The organism is Oceanisphaera sp. (assembly GCF_052084945.1).
In the GTDB taxonomy this organism is placed as follows: Bacteria; Pseudomonadota; Gammaproteobacteria; order Enterobacterales; family Aeromonadaceae; genus Oceanimonas.
In genome coordinates, this window is record NZ_JBQDEX010000035.1 from 1 (window position 1) to 20342 (window position 20342).

The window sequence follows — 20342 nt, forward strand, 5'->3', positions numbered from 1 at the left end:
TAAAGAGGTCGAATAAATTCGACCCTACGCTCGGGGTAGATTGGTACAAAAGCTGCTCTTTACCGCCCAAAGCAGTACCTACAATATTGAATCTGGCTACCAGCGGGCGACTATGCTGGCGAAGTTGTCTACCAGCTCGGGGCCATTAACCAAGGGCATTTCACTGGCTTCGTCAAAGTCGGGTCTAAAGGAGGCATGCAATTGCCCTTTAGGATTCACCAAGGCAATGGAAGCCGAATGGTCAACCAAATAGTTGGTGGCCTCGCGATCGAAAATACCGTAAATAAGCCCTAACTGCTGTACGGCAGGCATTAACTGTTCATGGTCTGCGGTAACGGCAATAAAGTGCGGATTAAAATATTCGGTATAGGTTTTTAAGCGCTTGGGCGTATCGCGGGCAGGATCGGCAGACACAAATATAACCTGCATATTATCGGTAATGGCGGTGAGTTCAGGGTACACCCGCGCTAAGTCCGATAAGGTAGTAGGGCAAATGTCAGGGCAAAAGGTATAGCCCACAAACACTAAACTCCATTTATCTTTAAAGTGTTGCTCGGTAAAAGGCTGCTCGTTAGCATCCATTAGCGTAAAGCCCTCTAGCCCTTGAGGCTCGGCATATACTACCACCGCATCGGTTAAGTTATTCTTTTTATCTGAATACCACAAACCACCACTTATTGAGCCCACCACTACTAAGGTAATGGCCAAGCCCCAAATCCATTTGCTTGTCTTTGTCATTTTTACCCCGTCTCTCGCTCATCTTAAGGTTAGCCACTATCTGCTGTGCGCTATGTTAGCGTCATAGCATTGTAGAGTGCTTTATGCAGAAGGTCTAAACTTACCGCGGCTCTGCTGGTGGCCCCCCAATATTGGGCAATTAGGGCTAAGCCGCAAAATAACAGCCGTAACTACAGAGCCCTTAACTGGAGTGAGCTTTAAAAATCGGCGTTGCGGATAACCCCCACAGCCAGTCCTTCAATAATCAGCTCTTGATGGCGCAAATCGACTTCAATAGGCGATAGCTCTTCGTTTTCTGGTAACAAGCTTACCTTGCTGCCATTGCGCTGAAAGCGTTTTACCGTTACTTCATCTTCAAGCCGGGCAATCACCACTTGGCCATTACGCACGTCTTGGGTTTTGTGTACCGCCAATAAGTCACCGTCCATAATGCCAATGTTTTTCATACTCATGCCCTGCACTCGCAACAAAAAGTCGGCCGCGGGGTGAAACAGGCTAGGGTCGAGCTGATAGTGACTTTCTATATGTTGCTGAGCCAATATCGGCTCGCCGGCAGCAACACGGCCAATAAGGGGTAACCCCTCTTCTGCTAACACTTCTTCTTCAACTAGCCGAATACCGCGAGAGGTACCCGGCATAATGGTGATCATGCCCTTTTTAGCCAAGGCTTTTAAGTGCTCTTCAGCAGCATTCGCCGACTTAAAACCAAGAGTACGAGCAATTTCGGCTCGGGTAGGGGGCATACCGGTTTGTTGGATATGGTCTTTAACAATGTCCAACACCTGAGATTGACGCGGAGTAAGGGCTTTCATAATACACCTGTTTTTTTATACAGCTAACTGCCAGTATATCCAGTAAAATCAGCAGAGCAAGTACAAAATATGACGTTAAGGGAGTCAAGACAGCAGAGGTCGGATCTGATAATCTTGCCGTCGCATTAATATTGGGGTTTTAGCTGTATGATTTTTGGTTCTGCTTTCGCTCGCCGCCTGCTGCGGCCCATCATTTCTGTGTTAGTTAATCATAAAAGCATAAAAGTTTGCCCGTCGACCCTGTGGCAGAGCTGGCGATAGATCTTGAACAACCCATAGTTTATGTCTTAAAAACCGCCTCTATATCAGACTTACTTACCTTAGAGCTGTGCTGTGCCAAATTAGCACTACCCAGCCCCTTTTCGCCCTTAATCATTAACCACACCGCACAACCTAGGGTCATTTGCTTAGATAAGCCGGCCAGCCTAGCGCGTCGCACCCGCAGCGCAACCCCTTATTTAGCCGAGTTTAATCAGTTATTAAACGCCCAACAGCACAGTACAACGCCCATTCAGCTGGTGCCAGTGAGCTTATTTTGGGGTCGAGCCCCCGGGCGCGAAGGCGACGCTGCTTCGTCACTCAGTATTACGCGCAGCCGCTCACCTAACGCTTTACGCAAAGCGTTAATTGTGCTGCTAAAAGGCCGAGAAAACCGGGTGCGCTTTAGTGCCCCGTTATTATTACCTGAGCTTACAGAGCGCTCGGCGACCGACCCTAAGCTTGCCCATAAACTAGCACGCATTGCCCGTATTCACTTTAGCCGCCAACGCCTAGCAGCCACAGGCCCTAAGCTGCCTAATAGAGAATTATTACTCACACAATTACTGCAAACCCATGGCGTAATACAGGCGATTGCCGAACATAGCGAGCAGCAACAGCAAGATATTGCCCTGTCGCGGCGCAAAGCACAGGCCTATATGAATGAAATTGCCTCTAACTTCTCTTACCCACTGATCCGTTTTGGCGATCGACTGTTGGGCTGGCTATGGCACAAGTTATATCGTGGCTTGTCGGTGACCGGTGCCGAGCGCGTGCGCCAGCTGGCACAAGATGGCCACGAGTTAGTGTACCTACCTTGCCATCGCAGTCACATGGACTATTTATTGCTGTCGTACGTGATTTATCATCAAGGTATGGTACCGCCGCATATTGCGGCGGGTATTAACTTAAACTTTTTCCCGGCAGGTCCGCTCTTTCGCCGCGGTGGCGCTTTCTTTATTCGCCGCACCTTTAAAGACAACAAGCTATACGCCACAGTGTTTCGTGAATACCTCAACTTATTATTTCAACGAGGTTACGCAGTAGAGTACTTTGCCGAAGGAGGACGCTCACGCTCAGGACGTTTGCTACCGGCCAAGCCCGGCATGCTGTCTATGACCCTAGAAGCGGCCATGCACCACAACACACGCCCCATTACGCTGATCCCAGTGTATTTAGGTTATGAGCATGTGATGGAAGTGGCCAGTTATCATAAAGAGCTGCAAGGGGGCAGTAAGCAAAAAGAAAACGCTTGGCAGCTATTCGGCATTGTTCGTAAGTTACGTAATTTTGGCCGAGGCTTTGTTAACTTTGGCGAGCCCCTCCCCTTAGCCGATTGGCTCAGCAGCAAAGCCGACGCCAGCAGTAGCGCACGCGAACTCACGCCCACCTTAGCGCGTGAAGTAATGACGCGCATTAATGCCGCCGCAGCCGTAAATGGGCTGACGCTAAGTGCGACCGCCCTGCTCACCTCAGACCGCCAAGCCCTCACCCGCCAACAGCTACAACAACAAATACAGCTGTATTTAGATTATTTACGCCTGTGCCCGTATAGCGATCAAGTGATCATTCCGACTCAAGACAGTAAGCAGCTGTTAGAGCAAGCGATGGAGTTAGGTAAGTTTGAACTAGAAACATCAAGCCTAGGTGAGATAATTCACCTTAATCGACGACAATCAGTGCTACTAAGCTATTATCGCAACAATATACTGCACTTATTTGCACTACCGGCTTTAATCACCACCTTAATTGAACGCCATGAGGGCATAGTGACCAGCGAGTTATTACGCCGCCTACAGCGTGTATACCCACTGCTAAAAGCCGAGCTATTTCTCAATGTGCCTATCGAAGCGCTGCCCGAGCAGCTCAACACCCAACTGGCCACATTAACGCAGTTGGGGTTAATTCAGTTTAATCAACAAGGGTGGTGGGTTGCGCCACAGCAGCAGTTACAATTACTGCTATTAGCCCGCATTATTCGGCCCTCGTTACAACGCTATAGTGTAGTGGTAGCCTGTTTAGCCAATACAGAGCCACCAGCGTTAGCCGCACCAGAGGCTTCAAACAGTGAGCCTGCGCCAGAGGCAAGTTCGCGCCAGCAACTACAAACACGCAGCCAACAACTGGCCGAGCACTTAGCCATGTTACATGGCATTCAAGCCCCCGAGCTATTCGATAAAACCTTGTTTAATATGTTAGCTAACGCATTAGAAGACGCCGGCTATGGCCAGAACAGCCACACCGAACAAGATGAATTAGAGCAACTTCGCTTAGCCCTCTACCCGCTACTACCCAGCGCCGTACGCCGCAGTTTGAATGGTGAATGGTCGTAAAAGGGGTCGGAGTCATTTAACTTAGCACTTTAAATTGACTCCGACCCCTTTTTATCTCGTCATTGCGATGAGTGAAACGACGCGGCAATCTAGGGGTGGGTGCAGCACTGTTTGCAACATGGATTGCCGCGCTGCGCTCGCAATGACCGCGTAAAAGAAAACCTAAAAGGGGTCGGAGTCAATTAATTTAAAACCCTAAATTGACTCCGACCCCTTTTTATCTCGTCATTGCGAGGAGTGGAACGACGCGGCAATCTAGGGGGTGGGGGCAGCGCTGTTTGCAACATGGATTGCCGCGCTGCGCTCGCAATGACCGCATAAGTGAATGGAGCACACTAATCCCTAATCACCAGTCACCAGCTTTAGTTGTTTACAGCAAAGTAAGCACTATGCCGATAAACACCAGCATGCCAACAAAGTTGTTATTTAAAAACGCACTAAAGCAGGGCATGCGCTCGCGGTCGCGGATCAGGCGTTGTTGATAAACAAATAAGCCCGCACAGCCTAGTAAGCTCCAATAAAATAGCGAGCCTAAGGCAAAGGTTAACCCCGCCGCCACTAATAGGAGTAAGGTGGTCAGCTGCAACAGTCCCACTATTAGCTTGTCGTGCTTTCCAAATAAAATAGCGGTTGATTTTACGCCAATCTTCAAATCGTCATCCCGATCAACCATGGCGTACATGGTATCGTAGGCAATGGTCCAAGTTAGGTTAGCGGCAAATAATAACCACAACCCTGCAGGCAAACTATTACCTTGCGCGGCAAATGCCATAGGAATAGCCCACGAAAAGGCAATCCCCAAAAACAATTGCGGTAAATGGGTGTAGCGCTTCATAAATGGATATAAGGCTGCCCAGCCTAAACCGGCTACCGACAGCTTAATGGTTAAACTATTGGTGGTGAGTACCAGTAAAAAAGAAATCGCCACTAATAAGGCAAAAAAGCCCAATGCTTGGCGCTCGGTAAGCTCCCCTGTGGGCAAAGGCCGCCCAACGGTGCGCTTAACATGACCGTCGATATGACGATCGGCATAATCATTGATTACACAGCCGGCTGAGCGCATCGCAAACACGCCCACCACAAAGACCACCAATACCCAAGGCGATGGCTGACCCTGGCCCGCAATCCACACCGCCCATAAAGTGGGCCACAATAATAGTAAGGTACCAATGGGTTTATCTAGTCTGGATAGTGCCATATAGGCGCGCCAACGCGGGCGAGTTGCAGTGGGAGTTATGGTCATTGAAAATCTCTATATCGCTTTTTAATTATACTTTGGGTGTCATCTTGGATAAGACTGAACAGTCGGTAAAAACAGCTCACTGACTAATACGCCAGCCTGAGGGGTCGCCAATAAAGAGCGCCTAGCCCACAATAGGTTAGCTGCATTATGCGTAGGCGTTGCGGCAGATAGCAAAGAAGCTAACTCTTGGTGTTCTTTCTCTAATTGCTGCCAGTGTGAGTGAGTTAAATTGGCAAATTCAAACTCACTGCGCGTAAGCTTGGGGTGCTCAAACAATAACTCCCCCAAGGCGCGCTCCCCTAGCCCACCCAAGGCAGGTACGGCATTGAGGGCGGCCGGTGAATATAACGAGCTGGCATACACCCAAGGCTGTTCATCACATAACAGCACTACTTCTCTGCAATACGCACGCTCTACACCTAGCCAAGCCGCTTGTTCAGTAGTTAGATTAACTTGGGCGGTATTAAGTAACTGAACACGAAATTGCTGGCAACATTGGCGCAAACGTTCGGTTAACGAGCCAGTATCTGGCAGCCACTGAGATAAATGATGACTGGGTTGGGCTTGAGCTTCACCCCTCAAGTCTGGCAGTCTAGTGGTCCAGTTCCAGTGAGCATCAGCTGGGTAACTCATAGAGTTAACACACCATACATCTGGCCGTGTAGGCCATTTAATTGCCAGTTTGCTCTAAAAAAACACATATTCACTTGACCAACCCACAGTTTGTTTAAACAATACCCACACTTATTTTGCTAGCAAGGCTTATTCATGTTTCGCTTACTCGCTCTGTGCCTGTTATTTTTTGTTGGAACACTGCACGCACAAGAAGAAGAGCCCCAAGGGCCTTTATATTACACCATAGAGCCAGATATTATTACCAACTATCAAAACTCAGGGAAATCCTTGGGGTATGTTCGTGTTTCTATCGATTTAATGCTAGAAAGTGCCGATAAAATGCCGTTGGTCGAGCAGCATATTCCCCTGCTACGAGACGCAATAAACAATTTACTGGCGGAACAAAACCGACAAGAAATTCGCTCGTTAGCGGTGCGTAACCAAATTGCAACAGCGGGACTAGAAAGGCTAAATGACTTACTGTTAAAAGAAACCGGTGACACCCCAATTCGCCGATTAATGTTTACCAAGTTTCTTTATCAATAGCACAGGTTCAAATATCGCTGCGCTTTGTTCGCGAAAATAACGCTGTACGTTATACGCCTTACGGAAAGCCATACGCTTTACGCTGACCGCCGTACGTTAAAGAAAAGCATAGGTTTGATTGGTTCGTACGACGTATAACGTAGAGCGTACGGCTTTCTCTGCCCACACACCGCACCGCTCAAGCAGTAGCTTTACCCTGGGGGCGATCTAACCAGGCTTGTATTAAGCCAATAATACCGCCACCTAAGTGCGCTAAGTTAGCCACTGGCCCCAAGACACCGGCAAAGCCTAATACCAGCCATACCACCATAATGACCGCCATGCCGTCGGGCAAACTAATGCCACCGCCAGGGTTCAGTCGCCCAGATAGCCATACATAGGCCAACAGCGCATAGACCACACCCGACAAGCCGCCAAAGTGTGGGCCGCTCACTAAAAACTGCATGATATTTGGCAATAATGCCGCCACCAGTAATAATAAAATTAACTTACCTGACCCACGATGCCGCTCTACTTGGCTGGCTAAATACCACCACCAAAACAAATTAAACACCAAGTGCATTAGCGAAAAGTGCAACAAGGCTGGCGTAAAGCCACGCCAAATATCAGCCCCCACCAATAATGAAAGTTGCGGCGGAAACGACAACCACTTAAATATGGGGAAATGTATATGGCTTAAGCCATACACCAGCAAGCAAGTGACCAGCACCAACAGGTTAATGGGGCCGGTGCGCGTCAGCAAGGTACTCAGTAAACCCGATTGAGATGCCCCTTTAGCAAACTGTATATCGGTATTGCCTTGTCGCCATGCTGCCGCCTGATATCTAGGATGCAAAGGCTCGGCAATAAAGCGCTTTATCTCGGGTTCAGCTTTGGGCCACTGAGACTCATCGACCAGCCAAATTGTCACCTTGTGTTCATCATCTAAGGTCAGCTCACACTTTAACCCCAGATCCGTCAGGTAGTCGACCAAGGCCTGCGCACGCCTTGGGTCATCCAGTACCAGCAACCGTTTCATTACTGACTCACCACAGGTTGAGTGCGGCGCCACGCTTCAAAGCCACCATCTAGGGTATACACTTCTTCAAAGCCTTGATTAATTAAATATTGAGCCGCCCCTTGGCTGCTAACACCGTGGTAACACATCACAATAATCGGCGTGTCGTATTCCACCTCATTGGTAAACTCAACTAGGGTATCGTTGGTTAAGTGAAATGAGTGCTCAACGCGCGCTTGGGCAAACGACTGTGGGTCTCGGGTATCCACTAACCGCGCTTGGCCTTCGGCCAGCAGTGTATCGGCCTCGGCCACAGAGATATGGGCAAACTGCTCCATGGGTAACTCCTTACATAAATTTAGGCCAGTTTAAACATAAAAGGGGTCGGAGTCATTTAATGTAAAGCACAAAAATGACTCCGACCCCATTTTGTGGGCACTGCGCCCAGTGACTCTCCGCAAAGCCAGTAATAGCGCCATTATCCCCTTACTGCACACCGGCCTGCACTGCGAAAAGCAGAAAAGGGGTCGGAGTAATTTAACGTAAAGCGCTAAAAGGACTCCGACCCCTTTTTATATCTATTAGCCCTGCCAAATATTGTAATGGCTTTTATGGCCGTATTTAGACAATCACTCTAAAAAAAACAAATAGCTAAGCTTCAAAAGCTAAATAAAGACTGGGTTACACTATAAAAATAAAGCCAACCCTATTATCCACCTATTTATCACCTTTATTTTTAATCTTTATTTAGTTGCTGTTTTTAATTAAATAACTTATACTCCTGAAAATTTATTAACCAACAACAAACATATTTAGCATGTAATGTTGTTGCCATAAATAAAAAATCAACTGGTGGCTTTTAAGCCCTTAGCTACCTGCCATGCCATTATCAAAGGAAATGAGTAATGAATATTTTTAAGCCGACCTTAATTGCTGCCACAGTGGCATTGATGAGTAGTGCTCACGCACAGTCTTTCTCGTCGTTAGACATGACAGTTATTATAGATGAATCTGGCTCAATGGCAGGTGAGCACAACCAGTTTATTGGCTCTTATGTTGATAACCTTGATAAGTTTCTTACTAACCAAAATGTCACTCTTAATCAATACGGCCTAGTTGGCTTTGGTGGTAGTAGTAATCAAAAAGTGGCAGCTAACGAAGCCGGTCGCGAAACAGGCAGCGCTCTATACCGTCATTTTTGGTTACAACGAAACCCTGATGAGGTTTGGGGAAGTTCACAAGAGTTTGATAACACTACGCCAGAATTAGTGACATCTGGATCTACGGAAGACGGCTATCGCGCTATTGATTATGCTTTTCGTAACTTTGAATTTCGTGAGTCAGTGGGCAAAGCCATTATGCTGATCACCGATGAAGATCGTGATAATGACAAGAACAATCTTGAGACAGATCATTTGCCATCTGGCATGACGGAGATTGATAAAGCCTTTATTGAAAGTGAATTACAACGTACTCAAACCACTGTGCACGCTGTGGTATCTCAACAATTTTTAGATATGGATGGCAATAAAGCGATCGCTGTTGTAGGAGACGACCCTGCAACCGGCACTGTTTATGTACAAGAGTCTGATGGCACTATTGTTAAAAAAACAGGCTTTCAGTTTGTTGCAGGCTACGACACAACCCAAGCTGATTACACAGAATTGGCTTTAAGCACAGGTGGTACTGTTATTGATATAGACGCACTGCGTAATGTTTATACCGACACCACAGCACTTGACGCTTTATCTGGCGAGTTAGCGCAGCTAGTGGCCAATATTACCGCTAGTGGCCCAGTAATTGGCATTAATTGCGCTGATGCTAGTGGCGCAGCGGCCCAAGTATGCGCAGCCATTAAAGGCAACTCAAACCCTGAACTGTCTCAAGCTGCTAAGCAGATCACAAGCCCTGAGCAATATAAGCAACTAAGTCAGTATCAAGTTAGTCAAATGCTACAAAACGCATTAAGTAACAGCCGAGCAGCCCTGCGAACAATAAGAGCGCGTGTAGCAGCGTTACGTCAGGCTGGCACTAACATTACTAATATTGATGTTATGGATTATTATAGTGACAACTTAGCGCTATCAAATGGTCAAATAGAATCCGCTCAACAATTAAGGGGTGGTGCAGCTTCTGCTGATAACAGTAATGGGGTTGGGTACTTCTTACGTGGCCAATACATTAATGGTGACTTTTCTGGTAATGATAGTGCGGGCGCATACGACAGTTCTACTTATTCATTGGTAGGCGGTGTCGATAAGTATTTTAACGACAAAACTCAAGCAGGTGTCGCACTACATTATGCTACAAGTGATTCTGACTTTGACAATGTAGCAGGCGGCACAGACAGCGACAGCTATGGCCTTACCCTTTATAGTAGCCACCAGCTTGCATCCGATCTTTATCTTGAAGCTAGCCTAGGCTATAGCTATATGGATATTGATATGACTCGTGATAATATTATTGGCACAGTTAATGCTGATACTAAAGCCGACATTATGACTGCCTCTGTAGGTCTGCTTCACGATATTAGCGTTACTGAGAAGTTTGCGGTACAGCCGTTTGCATATTTAAATTACCAGCATGTTGATATTGATGGCTTTACTGAGTCTGGCAATGCGCTTGCATTACAAGTAGGCGACTCAAGATTAGAATCACTTAATTCAGAACTTGGGGTAAATACGGCCTATCAAATAGGTAGCAACACCACCGCCAGTGCATCTGTTACCTGGGAGCATGAGCTGAAAAGTAACACCTCTGCCGTTAACTCAGCATTTACAACCTCACCCAATACGGTGTTTTCTATAGACTCACAAAAACTAGACAACAACTACGGTCGTGTTAGCCTTGGCTTAACGCAAGAAATTGGTGACCATCGTAATATTTCTATACAAACGGATACTATTTTTGGCCACAACGAATACGATGAATATAGCCTAACGTTACAATTCCGTCAGCAGTTCTAAGTATTCATGCTTGCTCACGATAACAAAAAAGGGAAGTCCGCTCTGCGGCCTTCCCTTTACTTGTTAACTCATATTAGCAAGGGCTTATTAGTATTGCTCATCAGCAGTTTTTATTTACTACTAACTGCTTGCACTAGTCATAAGCCAGGTTTACCCGTGACTCACACACTCGGTGTTAATACATTACAACTACCAGCAGAAAATTTTATACTGGCAGCAGCCGAGCGCCGTGCCGGAGGGAATCATGCAACCGTATTTATTGAAGGTGATGGTCAGCCGTGGATAGCCGGTGGCCGTACACTTGCAAGTGACCCCACGCCAAAAAACATTCCCATGCTTGCTCGCTTACTTACTCCTACAAACTTTGCTCTTACACCCGGCTCCATGCTCTATTTAGGTCGCCCTTGCTATTTTCGTATGGGTCCTTCTGAAGTCTGCCATCCAGCTTTATGGAGCTTTTCTCGCTACTCAACTCGCGTTGTAAACGCCATGTCTGAAGGGCTTCGTCTGTGGCTAGATAATCAACACCAAGATATGAAAGTGACCTTGGTCGGTCATTCTGGAGGAGGGGTATTGGCATTATTAATTGCAGAGGAAGTAGCTGCGGTAAATGCTGTTATTACGTATGCTGCCCCCATAGATATAGATGTATGGGCAAAGCAACATAACTTTACTCCATTATTTGATTCGCTTAACCCTGCCAATATTAACACTTGGCGGCCTGACGTGCAGCGCACGCTGATATTTGGCAGTAAAGATACTCGTGTTCCCGCGCACTTATTCATCAAAGCTGCAAAAAATATACCTAATGTAAGCTACCACACCATATCTGCCGATCACCTACCGCCAGCTAATTTCCCCCAGCACTGGCAGCAATAAAAGGGGTCGGAGTCATTTAACGTAAAGCACAAAAATGACTCCGACCCCTTTTTATATGTTAGGTCCAGTCAAGAATGACTTTGCCCGATTGGCCCGAGCGCATGGTGTTGAAGCCTTGTTGAAAGTCATCTACTTTAAAGTGATGCGTGATCATGGGGCTTAAATCGAGGCCGGATTGAATTAAACTGGCCATTTTGTACCAAGTTTCAAACATTTCTCGGCCGTATACGCCTTTAATGACCAAGCCTTTAAAGATCACTTGCGTCCAATCCATGGCCATATCGGCCGGTGGAATGCCTAACATGGCCACTTTGCCGCCGTGGTTCATATTAATCAGCATGTCATTAAAGGCTGCGGGTACGCCGGACATTTCTAGTCCCACATCAAAGCCTTCTGTCATGCCAAGCTCGGTCATTACTTCGGTTAATGACTGCTCAGCCACATTGACCGCGCGGGTAACCCCCATGTTGCGCGCCAATTCGAGTCGATACTCGTTAACGTCTGTGATCACCACATGGCGAGCCCCCACATGCCGTGCCACGGCAGCCGCCATAATGCCAATGGGGCCAGCACCGGTAATAAGCACATCCTCACCCACCAAATCAAACGATAAGGCGGTATGCACGGCATTACCAAAGGGGTCAAAAATGGCCGCTAAGTCATCGGTCACTTCATCGGGTAACTTAAAGGCATTAAAAGCAGGTATCACTAAGTACTCGGCAAAAGCACCAGCCCGATTCACGCCAACCCCTACCGTATTACGGCATAAATGGGTGCGACCAGCACGGCAGTTTCGACAATGACCACAGGTAATATGGCCCTCACCCGACACCCGATCGCCAATGGTAAAGCCGCGCACTTCTTGGCCCACAGCTACCACTTCGCCGACATATTCGTGGCCCACCACCATAGGCACCGGAATGGTGTTTTGTGACCATTCATCCCAGTTGTAAATATGAATATCGGTACCGCAAATAGCGGTTTTACGAATTTTAATTAATAAGTCATTGTGGCCAAGCTCAGGCTCTGGCACCTGCGTCATCCAAATGCCGGGTTCTGCTTTTAATTTTGCTAATGCTTTCATTTTCTTCTCCTTAAATAACACCCAGCTCTTGCCCTACAGCAGTAAAAGCCGCAATGGCTTTATCTAATTGCTCACGGCTATGCGCCGCCGACATTTGGGTACGAATGCGCGCCTGATCTTTGGGCACCACCGGAAAAGAAAAACCAATCACATAAATGCCGCGCTCTAGCAGCTTATCGGCCATTTGGCTGGCCAAAGCCGCATCGCCCAGCATAACCGGAATAATGGCATGATCGGCACCGCCTAGGGTAAAGCCGGCTTGAGTCATTTGCTCACGAAAGTAACGGCTATTTTCCCGCACTTTTTCTCGCAAATCGCTGCCATTTTTTAGCATATCGAGCACTTTAATTGAGGCCGAGACAATGGCCGGCGCCACTGAGTTAGAGAACAGATAAGGCCGTGAACGCTGGCGTAACCAGTCAATCATTTCTTTTTTACCCGAGGTATAACCCCCAGATGCGCCCCCTAAGGCTTTGCCCAAAGTACCGGTAATAATATCTACTCTGTCCATCACCCCACAAAACTCGGGCGTGCCGCGGCCTTGCTCGCCGACAAAACCCACCGCATGGGAATCATCCACCATCACAATGGCGTCATAACGATCGGCTAAATCACAAATTGAATTAAGGTCGGCAATCACGCCATCCATCGAAAACACACCGTCGGTGGCAATCAGCTTAAACCGTGCACCATCTGCTTGTGCTTGTTGTAACTGAGCTTCTAACTCGGCCATATTGTTATTGGCATAGCGATAGCGCTTGGCCTTACACAAGCGCACGCCGTCAATAATAGAGGCATGGTTTAGCGCATCAGAAATAATGGCATCGTCGGGGCCAAGTAGGGTTTCAAATAAGCCGGTATTGGCATCAAAGCAAGAGGTATAAAGAATGGTGTCTTCCATGCCTAAAAAAGCAGATAAGTCGGCTTCTAACCGCTTATGTAAATCTTGGGTACCGCAAATAAAGCGCACCGACGCCACGCCAAAGCCATGACTATTGAGCCCGTCTTGCGCCGCTTGTATCAATTCAGGATGATTAGCCAGCCCCAAGTAGTTGTTGGCACAAAAGTTAATCACCTCGTGTTCACCAACGGTAATAGCCGCACTTTGTGCTGAGCTAATAATGCGCTCTTGCTTAAAGAGCCCTTGTGCTTTGGTTTGTGCTAGCTGTTCGGATAAATGAGCATAAAATGCCGCTGACATAGTGAACTCCCGTGATCAATTTGGCTAAATGAGCATTAACTAGTTCATTTTACTTAACCATAACTGAAAGTTCACATTATATTCCACTAGCAGGCACTATTTGTGAAAAGGATCACTGGGCTTGGCCGCCAATGTCTGATAATGGGCCATCAATTGCGTCAGTTCACTCCCTTGCTTGGGGTGAAAGTAAGGCTTAAGCACCAACAAGATGCGAGACACTCCTTTATAGAGTACCGACTGACTAATTTGTGGGTTAAGCGATTGCGCCGACTGATAGCTCACCCAAAATGACACCAGCATTTTCAACACCTCGGTCAGCTCGTCAATTTCATTATCCGGAATCACCAATACGCACTGTCGGTTAAGCTCGCGCAATAATAACTGCAAGTTAACCGTCAGCTCTTGCTGAACTGCTAGATATTGACTGTGTAATTCACTATCGCGTCGCAAAATATCGTTTAAATTGGCATAAAAGAAGCGAAATTCCCACATTACGTAGAAGATGGCATCTAAATAATGAACCCATACCGCAGGGCTAGCCGGCCCTTTAATGGGAGTGAAGCTATTGCGTAAGTGGTCGCGATATTGCAGAAAAATGCAGTGAATAATGTCGTTTTTATTACGAAAGTGATAATAAAGATTACCAGGGCTAATGCCTAGGTGAGCGGCAATATGGTTAGTGGTGACATTGGCCTCGCCTTGTTCATTAAACAGCAACAGGGCAGCTGAGATGATACGTTCCTTCGTTTTCATCGGCATAACTCAATACGCTAAATCGTTTCTTGAGCATAACACAGCCAGCAGAGTTAGTTTTCTCGCGATTAAACATGATAAACTCTACGGCATTATTTGCCGGAGCAGGTCCGGCCCACAAGAGGCATACAGCAATGATCATTGTAACTGGCGGCGCCGGCTTTATCGGCAGCAACATAGTCAAAACCCTCAACGACCAAGGACGCACCGACGTAGTAGTGGTTGATGACCTTACCGATGGCACTAAGTTTGTGAACATAGCTGATCTCACCATTGCCGACTACCTAGACAAAGACGAGTTTTTACAACGCCTTTATTCGGGTGACGAGTTTGAAGAGTGGGAAAGCGGTATTGAGGTTATTTTTCACGAAGGCGCCTGCTCAGCCACCACAGAGTGGGATGGCAAATTCATGATGGAAAATAACTATCAGTACTCAAAAGACCTGCTGCACTACTGCATTGAGCGTGAAATTCCGTTTATTTATGCTTCTTCTGCAGCCACTTACGGTGGCCGTAACGACAACTTTATTGAAGAGCCGCAATATGAGCAGCCACTCAATGTGTACGGCTACTCTAAGCAACTGTTCGACCAATATGTGCGCCGCTTAATGCCCGAGATTAACTCTCAAGTAGTGGGCTTAAAGTACTTCAATGTGTACGGCCCCCGCGAGCAACATAAAGGCGGCATGTCGAGTGTGGCCTATCACCTTAATACTCAACTGCACAAAGGCGAAAATCCCAAATTATTTGCCGGCTGCGACGGTTTTCCTGATGGTGGCCAAATGCGCGACTTCATTTATGTTGCAGACGTATGCAAGGTCAATCTGTGGTTCTGGGAAAATCCAGCAGTGAGTGGTATTTTCAACTGCGGTACCGGCAACGCCGAACCTTTCCAAAACGTTGCTGAAGCGGTAATCAAACACCATAACAAAGGTGAAATTGAATACATCCCCTTCCCTGAGCAATTAAAAGGTCGCTATCAGAGCTTTACTCAAGCCGACTTAACCAAATTGCGCGCTGCAGGCTATCCCCACACCTTTAAAACCGTGGCCGAAGGTACAGCTGAATATATGGCTTGGTTGAATAAATAACAGGTAGCTATAAGCGGTCAGCCATAAACTGTCAGTTAAGAATAAGATGGGTAGGAGCAACAGAACAACATGAATATCTTGATGGCATTATCACAACTAGAAGTGACGGGTGCTGAAGTGTATGCCACCACAGTAGGTGATGAACTAACGCGGCGTGACCATCAGGTGTTTTATGTATCAGACACCCTGACTAAACCCCACTTGGGAAAGTTTTTTAAGCTGCGCTTTAATAAACGCAGCATACCTAGGCGTTTTTGGCATGTAGGCTATTTAATCTATCTGATTAAAAAGCACCGTATTCAGCTGGTGCATGCGCATAGTCGTGCCTCTAGCTGGAGCTGCTATGTGGCCTGTAAGTTAACCGGCACCGCCATGATCACCACAGTGCATGGTCGCCAGCCGGTACATGCCTCGCGCAAAAAATTTCACGCGCTAGGCGATAAAGCACTGGCGGTATGTGAAGCAGTGCGCAAGCAATTAATTGAAAGTTTAGGGGTAGCGCCAGAGCTAATCAGTATTGGCCGTAACGGTATTAATACCGAGCACTATCAGCCCGCTCAGGCACCCACTAATACTAAGCCGGTAATTAGCATCATTGGCCGTTTAACAGGCCCCAAAGGTGAGCTGTGCTACCGGTTATTAGATGAGTGTTTAGACTTAGATAAATATCAGGTAAAAATCGCCTCTGGCTCAGCAGTGCCGGAACGGTTTGCTCGTTTTAAAACAAAAGCTCAGTTTCTCGGTTACGTGCAAGATGTCCCCGCCTTAATCGCTCAATCAGATTTAGTGATAGGTGCCGGCCGCGTGGCGATGGAAGCTATCTTAATGCAGCGGCCTATCTTTGCTATTGGTGAGGCATTAGCACCGGGGTTGATTACCACAGAGAACTTAGCTGATGCCATGGCGAGTAATTTTGGTGATATTGGCCCTAAAGATCTCGATATCGACTTTACTATTCTGCCCCAACGTATAGCACACGCATTGCAGGCAGAGCACCCAGAGCCTGAGCTGATTAGCCAAGTAAAAGCCCTGTACGATCTGCACGCCGTAACCGATCAGTTAGAGCATGATTATCAAAGTGTGTATGTGCATAAACACAGGCGCGAAATGCCAATTATTATGTACCATCGCTTTATTAAAGATGACAGCGAAAAAGGCGTACATGGCACTTATATGCAGGTAGATATGCTAGAAAAGCATTTTAAACTGCTAACGCGTTTAGGTTATCAAACGCTGACCTTTGCCGATATCGCCAAGCAAGGTGTTGCTGAGCGTTTAAACCCGAATCAAAAATACATTATGCTCACCGTGGACGACGGTTATAAAGATAATTATGAACTGTTATTTCCACTGTTAAAAAAATACAATTTTAAAGCGGTAATCTATGCGGTAACCGGTGAAACCTTTAATCGTTGGGACGTAGAGCAAGCCGATAACCCCGAAAAACGGGTTGAGCTGATGACTGCGGCACAAATTAAAGAAATGGCAGACTCTGGTTTGGTGGAGTTTGGGGGGCATACCCTGACTCACCCCCACTTAGATACACTCAACAAAGATGCCCAGCGCTATGAAATAGCAGAAAATAAGGCGCAGCTCGAACAGTTAATCGGTGAGCCACTAATGTCGTTCGCCTACCCATTCGGCAGCCATAATCAAGACAGCAAAGATCTCGCTAAAGAACTCGGCTATCCCTTTGCCGTCGCCACCAATAGCGGCCCTCTCGCCATGCACGAAGACAAATATCAAATTCGCCGCATCGCCATCTTCCCCCGCACCGACGTATTCGGCCTGTGGCGGAAGATAAGAGGGAATTATACTTTTAGAAAAAATAAATAGTGTACTGCATATACTGGATATAAGCTGATGAAAAACATATTAATATTAAGATTGCTTAATAAAATAAGTACTAAAAAAAATAGCATTATGACTAGTTCGAAATCTTATCTAATATGGAATAAAATTAAACTGTCTGGAAAGGATAATAAACTCGTCATACTTGGCAATGGTAAGTTTCGCCGATGCACTATTAGCATTAAAGGAAGCAATAATATAATAAAGATTGAAAGTGGTGCTAATATTAGTTTTAGCTCTCTAGAAATTGTTGGCAACAATTGCTTAATACATATAGGAAAAGATACTGATATTGGTGGTGCTTATTTGTCAGCTAAGGGAGAATCAACAAAGCTGGCTATAGGCGAAAACTGTATGCTTTCTCGAGATATAAATATAATGACTTATGATGGACATCCTATTTATGATGCCATTTCAGGTGAGATATTAAACCATCCAAAAGATATAAAGATAGGAAACAAGGTGTGGATAGCGGCAAACGCCTCTATATTAAAAGGGGTTAATGTTGCTGATGGCAGCATTATTGCTTTTGGCTCTATAGTTACTAAAGATATTGAAGGTGAATCCATTGCTGCAGGATCTCCCGCCAAAGTTATAAAAAGAAAAATAAAGTGGGAACATTAAGTTAACTGCATCTCACAATATATAAAAAAGGGACATTTAATAAAGATTATTCTCTTTAAATACATCTAAAAATATCTCTTTGTTTTTTACACCTCCAAGCTTTTCATTATCTAATGAATTGATAAGCTGCTTACTCTTTGAGTTATCAAAAAAAGATAACTTTTTGAAATGGGTATCGATCCAATAAATGTCATCATCACTATCAATTAAAAAATTATTTAAATGAAAATCTCTATGAACAAAACCGAATCTTGCCAAAGAAACAGCTTGATTAGCTAGCTTAGTAATAAAGATCTTCTGATCACATTCTGATAATGACTTTAAATAAGTAAACCCAGGCGTCACATTTTCTTTATATTCAATCATTAAAATAGACGATATATCACTTAATAGCCAAGGGTTTATCCCCCAGCAGTAAAAGTCAGGGGTTTTCAATCCAGCAGAACGTGCGATTTTGTATCCTTTATACTCTCTTTTTGAATCTAGACCTAGTATAAATAATTTTTTAAAAAAATCTCTAAAAAACCAACGAGGAAAATTTAACTTTAAGCTATATTTGTTTTTTTCTATTTTCAACAATCGTTTTTTATCAAGTGATAAATATAACTCTCCTGAAAATCCAGTATGATCTTTAAGCAAGTAAAACTTATCACCTCTGAATATTTTATTATTGAAAAAACAAAAAAATGTTTTATCTACCTCTCCTAACTTAGCTTTATAAATCATCATCCCCTCAAATAATTAACTTGAAATTCTTCTTAACATCTGATTAAACCTTTGTACTTTTTTCCTAATCGACTTTGAAATAACTTTTACTGTTGAACTTTTTATCGCCCGATCAAGCTCACAAAGAGAAACTACATAAAAATTAAGATTCGGGTATTTTAGCTGTAATAAAGAGTAAAGCTCGTTAGAAAATTCATCATTATCAGAACTATCATCATAGTTGACTACAAACACCACCGTATTATCACTACTGAGTAAGCTCAAAAATCTAGATATTCTTTTTTGGTATTTTTTAGCAACGCCTAGATATGTTTCTTCATTACTATTAGGGAAGTCATGAGGAAAAACCATATCATGTTGACTGCAACAAGCACTAACAACTACTTTATCTGATTCAACTATCTGCTTACCTTCACCTTCAAAAAAAGTAGCATTATGTGGTTCAGAGTAAGATAAATTTTCTATGTCAAGGAAATCTTCAAAATGATTTTTCAGCAGCGCTAACACTGAATTATTAGGTGTAATACACCAATCAAATGGATAGGCTTTATTTCTTAACCCTGTATATCTTAAAAGATAAGCAACGTCACAATTATACCCTAGCGAAACAAATTCACACTCTTTGTTACTCAGTAATTTTTTTAGCTCAAGGTTACCTGTTCCAATCATTATTCACTCACTCATAGGTCGCAGCCCTAACCGTAGTTTATGTTACTATATGAAGACTGGCATCGATAGATAAGTGATCATGAAACTACTAGTAATAGGCCCATCTTGGGTGGGCGACATGGTGATGTCGCAAAGTTTGTACATCAGCCTTAAACAACGCCACCCCGATGCTGAGCTGCATGTAATGGCTCCAGCTTGGTGCTGCACGCTACTTGAGCGGATGCCACAAGTCGATAAGGCTATTGTAATGCCGCTGGGGCACGGTGACTTTAAGCTGGGCGAGCGATTTCGCCTTGGCCGCACGCTGGCAAACGAGAGTTACGACTGGGCCATAGTGCAGCCTAACTCATTGAAATCGTCGCTGATTCCGCTGTTTGCCGGCATTAAAAAGCGTACCGGCTGGAAAGGTGAATCTCGTTATGGTCTGCTGAATGATTTACGCAGTAACAAGACTGACTTTCCGCTTATGGTTGAACGTTATGCGGCTTTGGCTTATCCCAAACTTGAGATGAAAAACAGTCACTGCATACCAGCAATACCTTGGCCGGCATTACGCATTGATCAAAATAATCAACAGCAAGCCTTGGTTAAGCTAAAACTCAACAAAAAAAAACCGATCGTCAGCCTGTGCCCAGGCGCCGAGTTTGGTCCGTCTAAGCGTTGGCCCGAGCAACATTATGCTGAAGTGGCTAAGCAGCAAATTGAACAAGGTAAGCAGGTATGGATATTTGGCTCGGCTAAGGATATTCCCGTCGCCGAAGCGATTCGTCATTATTTGCAGACTAAGCACCAAAAACATTGTCATATATTGGCTGGAAATACGTCATTACATCAGGCAATTGACCTTATGGCATTAAGTGCCATAGTAGTGACGAATGACTCAGGACTCATGCACATCGCGGCCGCTTTGCAGCGCCCGTTAGTGGCCATCTATGGCTCAACGTCACCTAAGTACA

19 protein-coding genes are annotated in these 20342 nt (G+C 45.5%); 8 read left to right on the plus strand and 11 right to left on the minus strand.

From position 1 onward, the window contains the following. Nucleotides 1–96: 96 nt before the first annotated feature. Nucleotides 97–738 carry an SCO family protein gene (locus tag ACTHY5_RS05015; protein WP_441877261.1) on the minus strand — a complete coding sequence of 214 codons (642 nt, stop codon included), beginning with the start codon at nucleotides 736–738 and terminating at the stop codon, nucleotides 97–99. 197 nt (nucleotides 739–935) lie between these two features. Continuing rightward, nucleotides 936–1550, minus strand: a complete 615-nt coding sequence (gene lexA, locus ACTHY5_RS05020; protein WP_441877264.1) for a transcriptional repressor LexA — start codon at nucleotides 1548–1550, stop codon at nucleotides 936–938. 227 nt (nucleotides 1551–1777) lie between these two features. Between lexA and plsB the strand changes: the two genes are divergently transcribed. After that, on the plus strand, nucleotides 1778–4141 hold the full coding sequence (plsB, locus tag ACTHY5_RS05025) for a glycerol-3-phosphate 1-O-acyltransferase PlsB (RefSeq protein WP_441877267.1): 2364 nt from the start codon (nucleotides 1778–1780) through the stop codon (nucleotides 4139–4141). A 370-nt stretch (nucleotides 4142–4511) separates the two neighbouring features. On the opposite strand, the gene ubiA is transcribed toward plsB, so the two are convergent. Both ubiA and ACTHY5_RS05035 read right to left on the minus strand, forming a co-directional pair. Next, nucleotides 4512–5384, minus strand: coding sequence for a 4-hydroxybenzoate octaprenyltransferase (ubiA, locus tag ACTHY5_RS05030; protein WP_441877270.1), 873 nt, complete (start codon nucleotides 5382–5384; stop codon nucleotides 4512–4514). A gap of 39 nt (nucleotides 5385–5423) precedes the next feature. Continuing rightward, nucleotides 5424–6017 carry a chorismate--pyruvate lyase family protein gene (locus ACTHY5_RS05035; protein ID WP_441877273.1) on the minus strand — a complete coding sequence of 198 codons (594 nt, stop codon included), beginning with the start codon at nucleotides 6015–6017 and terminating at the stop codon, nucleotides 5424–5426. A gap of 135 nt (nucleotides 6018–6152) precedes the next feature. Between ACTHY5_RS05035 and ACTHY5_RS05040 the strand changes: the two genes are divergently transcribed. Continuing rightward, complete coding sequence (locus ACTHY5_RS05040; RefSeq protein WP_441877276.1) at nucleotides 6153–6545, plus strand: flagellar basal body-associated FliL family protein; 393 nt, start codon at nucleotides 6153–6155, stop codon at nucleotides 6543–6545. A gap of 178 nt (nucleotides 6546–6723) precedes the next feature. Here ACTHY5_RS05040 and glpG read toward each other — a convergent pair whose 3' ends face one another. Both glpG and glpE read right to left on the minus strand, forming a co-directional pair. After that, complete coding sequence (gene glpG / locus ACTHY5_RS05045) at nucleotides 6724–7563, minus strand: rhomboid family intramembrane serine protease GlpG (protein WP_441877279.1); 840 nt, start codon at nucleotides 7561–7563, stop codon at nucleotides 6724–6726. Then, a complete protein-coding gene (gene glpE / locus ACTHY5_RS05050; RefSeq protein ID WP_441877281.1) occupies nucleotides 7563–7880 on the minus strand; it encodes a thiosulfate sulfurtransferase GlpE in 318 nt (105 codons plus the stop codon). The genes glpG and glpE overlap by 1 nt, the downstream gene beginning before the upstream one ends. Before the next feature lie 567 nt (nucleotides 7881–8447). Between glpE and ACTHY5_RS05055 the strand changes: the two genes are divergently transcribed. Beyond that, nucleotides 8448–10508 carry an autotransporter domain-containing protein gene (locus tag ACTHY5_RS05055; protein WP_441877284.1) on the plus strand — a complete coding sequence of 687 codons (2061 nt, stop codon included), beginning with the start codon at nucleotides 8448–8450 and terminating at the stop codon, nucleotides 10506–10508. A gap of 156 nt (nucleotides 10509–10664) precedes the next feature. Beyond that, nucleotides 10665–11387: an alpha/beta fold hydrolase gene (locus tag ACTHY5_RS05060; RefSeq protein WP_441877287.1), complete on the plus strand. Its 723-nt coding sequence runs from the start codon at nucleotides 10665–10667 to the stop codon at nucleotides 11385–11387. A gap of 58 nt (nucleotides 11388–11445) precedes the next feature. Here ACTHY5_RS05060 and tdh read toward each other — a convergent pair whose 3' ends face one another. The 3 genes from tdh to ACTHY5_RS05075 all read right to left on the minus strand — a co-directional run bounded on the left by tdh (nucleotide 11446) and on the right by ACTHY5_RS05075 (nucleotide 14425). Further along, on the minus strand, nucleotides 11446–12471 hold the full coding sequence (tdh, locus tag ACTHY5_RS05065; protein WP_441877290.1) for an L-threonine 3-dehydrogenase: 1026 nt from the start codon (nucleotides 12469–12471) through the stop codon (nucleotides 11446–11448). A 10-nt stretch (nucleotides 12472–12481) separates the two neighbouring features. Beyond that, nucleotides 12482–13672 (minus strand): glycine C-acetyltransferase, encoded by a 1191-nt coding sequence (locus ACTHY5_RS05070; RefSeq protein ID WP_441877293.1) that lies wholly within the window; start codon nucleotides 13670–13672, stop codon nucleotides 12482–12484. A gap of 96 nt (nucleotides 13673–13768) precedes the next feature. Then, nucleotides 13769–14425 (minus strand): TetR/AcrR family transcriptional regulator, encoded by a 657-nt coding sequence (locus ACTHY5_RS05075; RefSeq protein WP_441877296.1) that lies wholly within the window; start codon nucleotides 14423–14425, stop codon nucleotides 13769–13771. 134 nt (nucleotides 14426–14559) lie between these two features. Here ACTHY5_RS05075 and rfaD point away from each other — a divergent pair, with 134 nt between their 5' ends. The 3 genes from rfaD (at nucleotide 14560) to ACTHY5_RS05090 (ending at nucleotide 17991) form a co-directional block, all read left to right on the plus strand. Further along, a complete protein-coding gene (rfaD, locus tag ACTHY5_RS05080) occupies nucleotides 14560–15516 on the plus strand; it encodes an ADP-glyceromanno-heptose 6-epimerase (RefSeq protein ID WP_441877299.1) in 957 nt (318 codons plus the stop codon). Nucleotides 15517–15585: 69 nt separating this feature from the next. Then, nucleotides 15586–17352, plus strand: coding sequence for a polysaccharide deacetylase family protein (locus ACTHY5_RS05085; protein ID WP_441877302.1), 1767 nt, complete (start codon nucleotides 15586–15588; stop codon nucleotides 17350–17352). A 27-nt stretch (nucleotides 17353–17379) separates the two neighbouring features. Then, nucleotides 17380–17991 (plus strand): acyltransferase, encoded by a 612-nt coding sequence (locus tag ACTHY5_RS05090; protein WP_441877305.1) that lies wholly within the window; start codon nucleotides 17380–17382, stop codon nucleotides 17989–17991. A 36-nt stretch (nucleotides 17992–18027) separates the two neighbouring features. Here the strand turns inward: ACTHY5_RS05090 and ACTHY5_RS05095 are convergent, their stop codons facing one another. Together ACTHY5_RS05095 and ACTHY5_RS05100 are read right to left on the minus strand one after the other, a co-directional pair. Continuing rightward, nucleotides 18028–18720: a hypothetical protein gene (locus ACTHY5_RS05095; protein WP_441877308.1), complete on the minus strand. Its 693-nt coding sequence runs from the start codon at nucleotides 18718–18720 to the stop codon at nucleotides 18028–18030. 12 nt (nucleotides 18721–18732) lie between these two features. Further along, entirely contained in the window at nucleotides 18733–19386 is a 654-nt protein-coding gene (locus tag ACTHY5_RS05100) for a DUF1796 family putative cysteine peptidase (RefSeq protein ID WP_441877311.1), read from the minus strand. Between the two features lie 79 nt (nucleotides 19387–19465). Here ACTHY5_RS05100 and waaF point away from each other — a divergent pair. After that, nucleotides 19466–20342, plus strand: an 877-nt coding sequence (gene waaF, locus ACTHY5_RS05105) for a lipopolysaccharide heptosyltransferase II (protein WP_441877314.1), incomplete at its 3' end; no start/stop codon positions are given.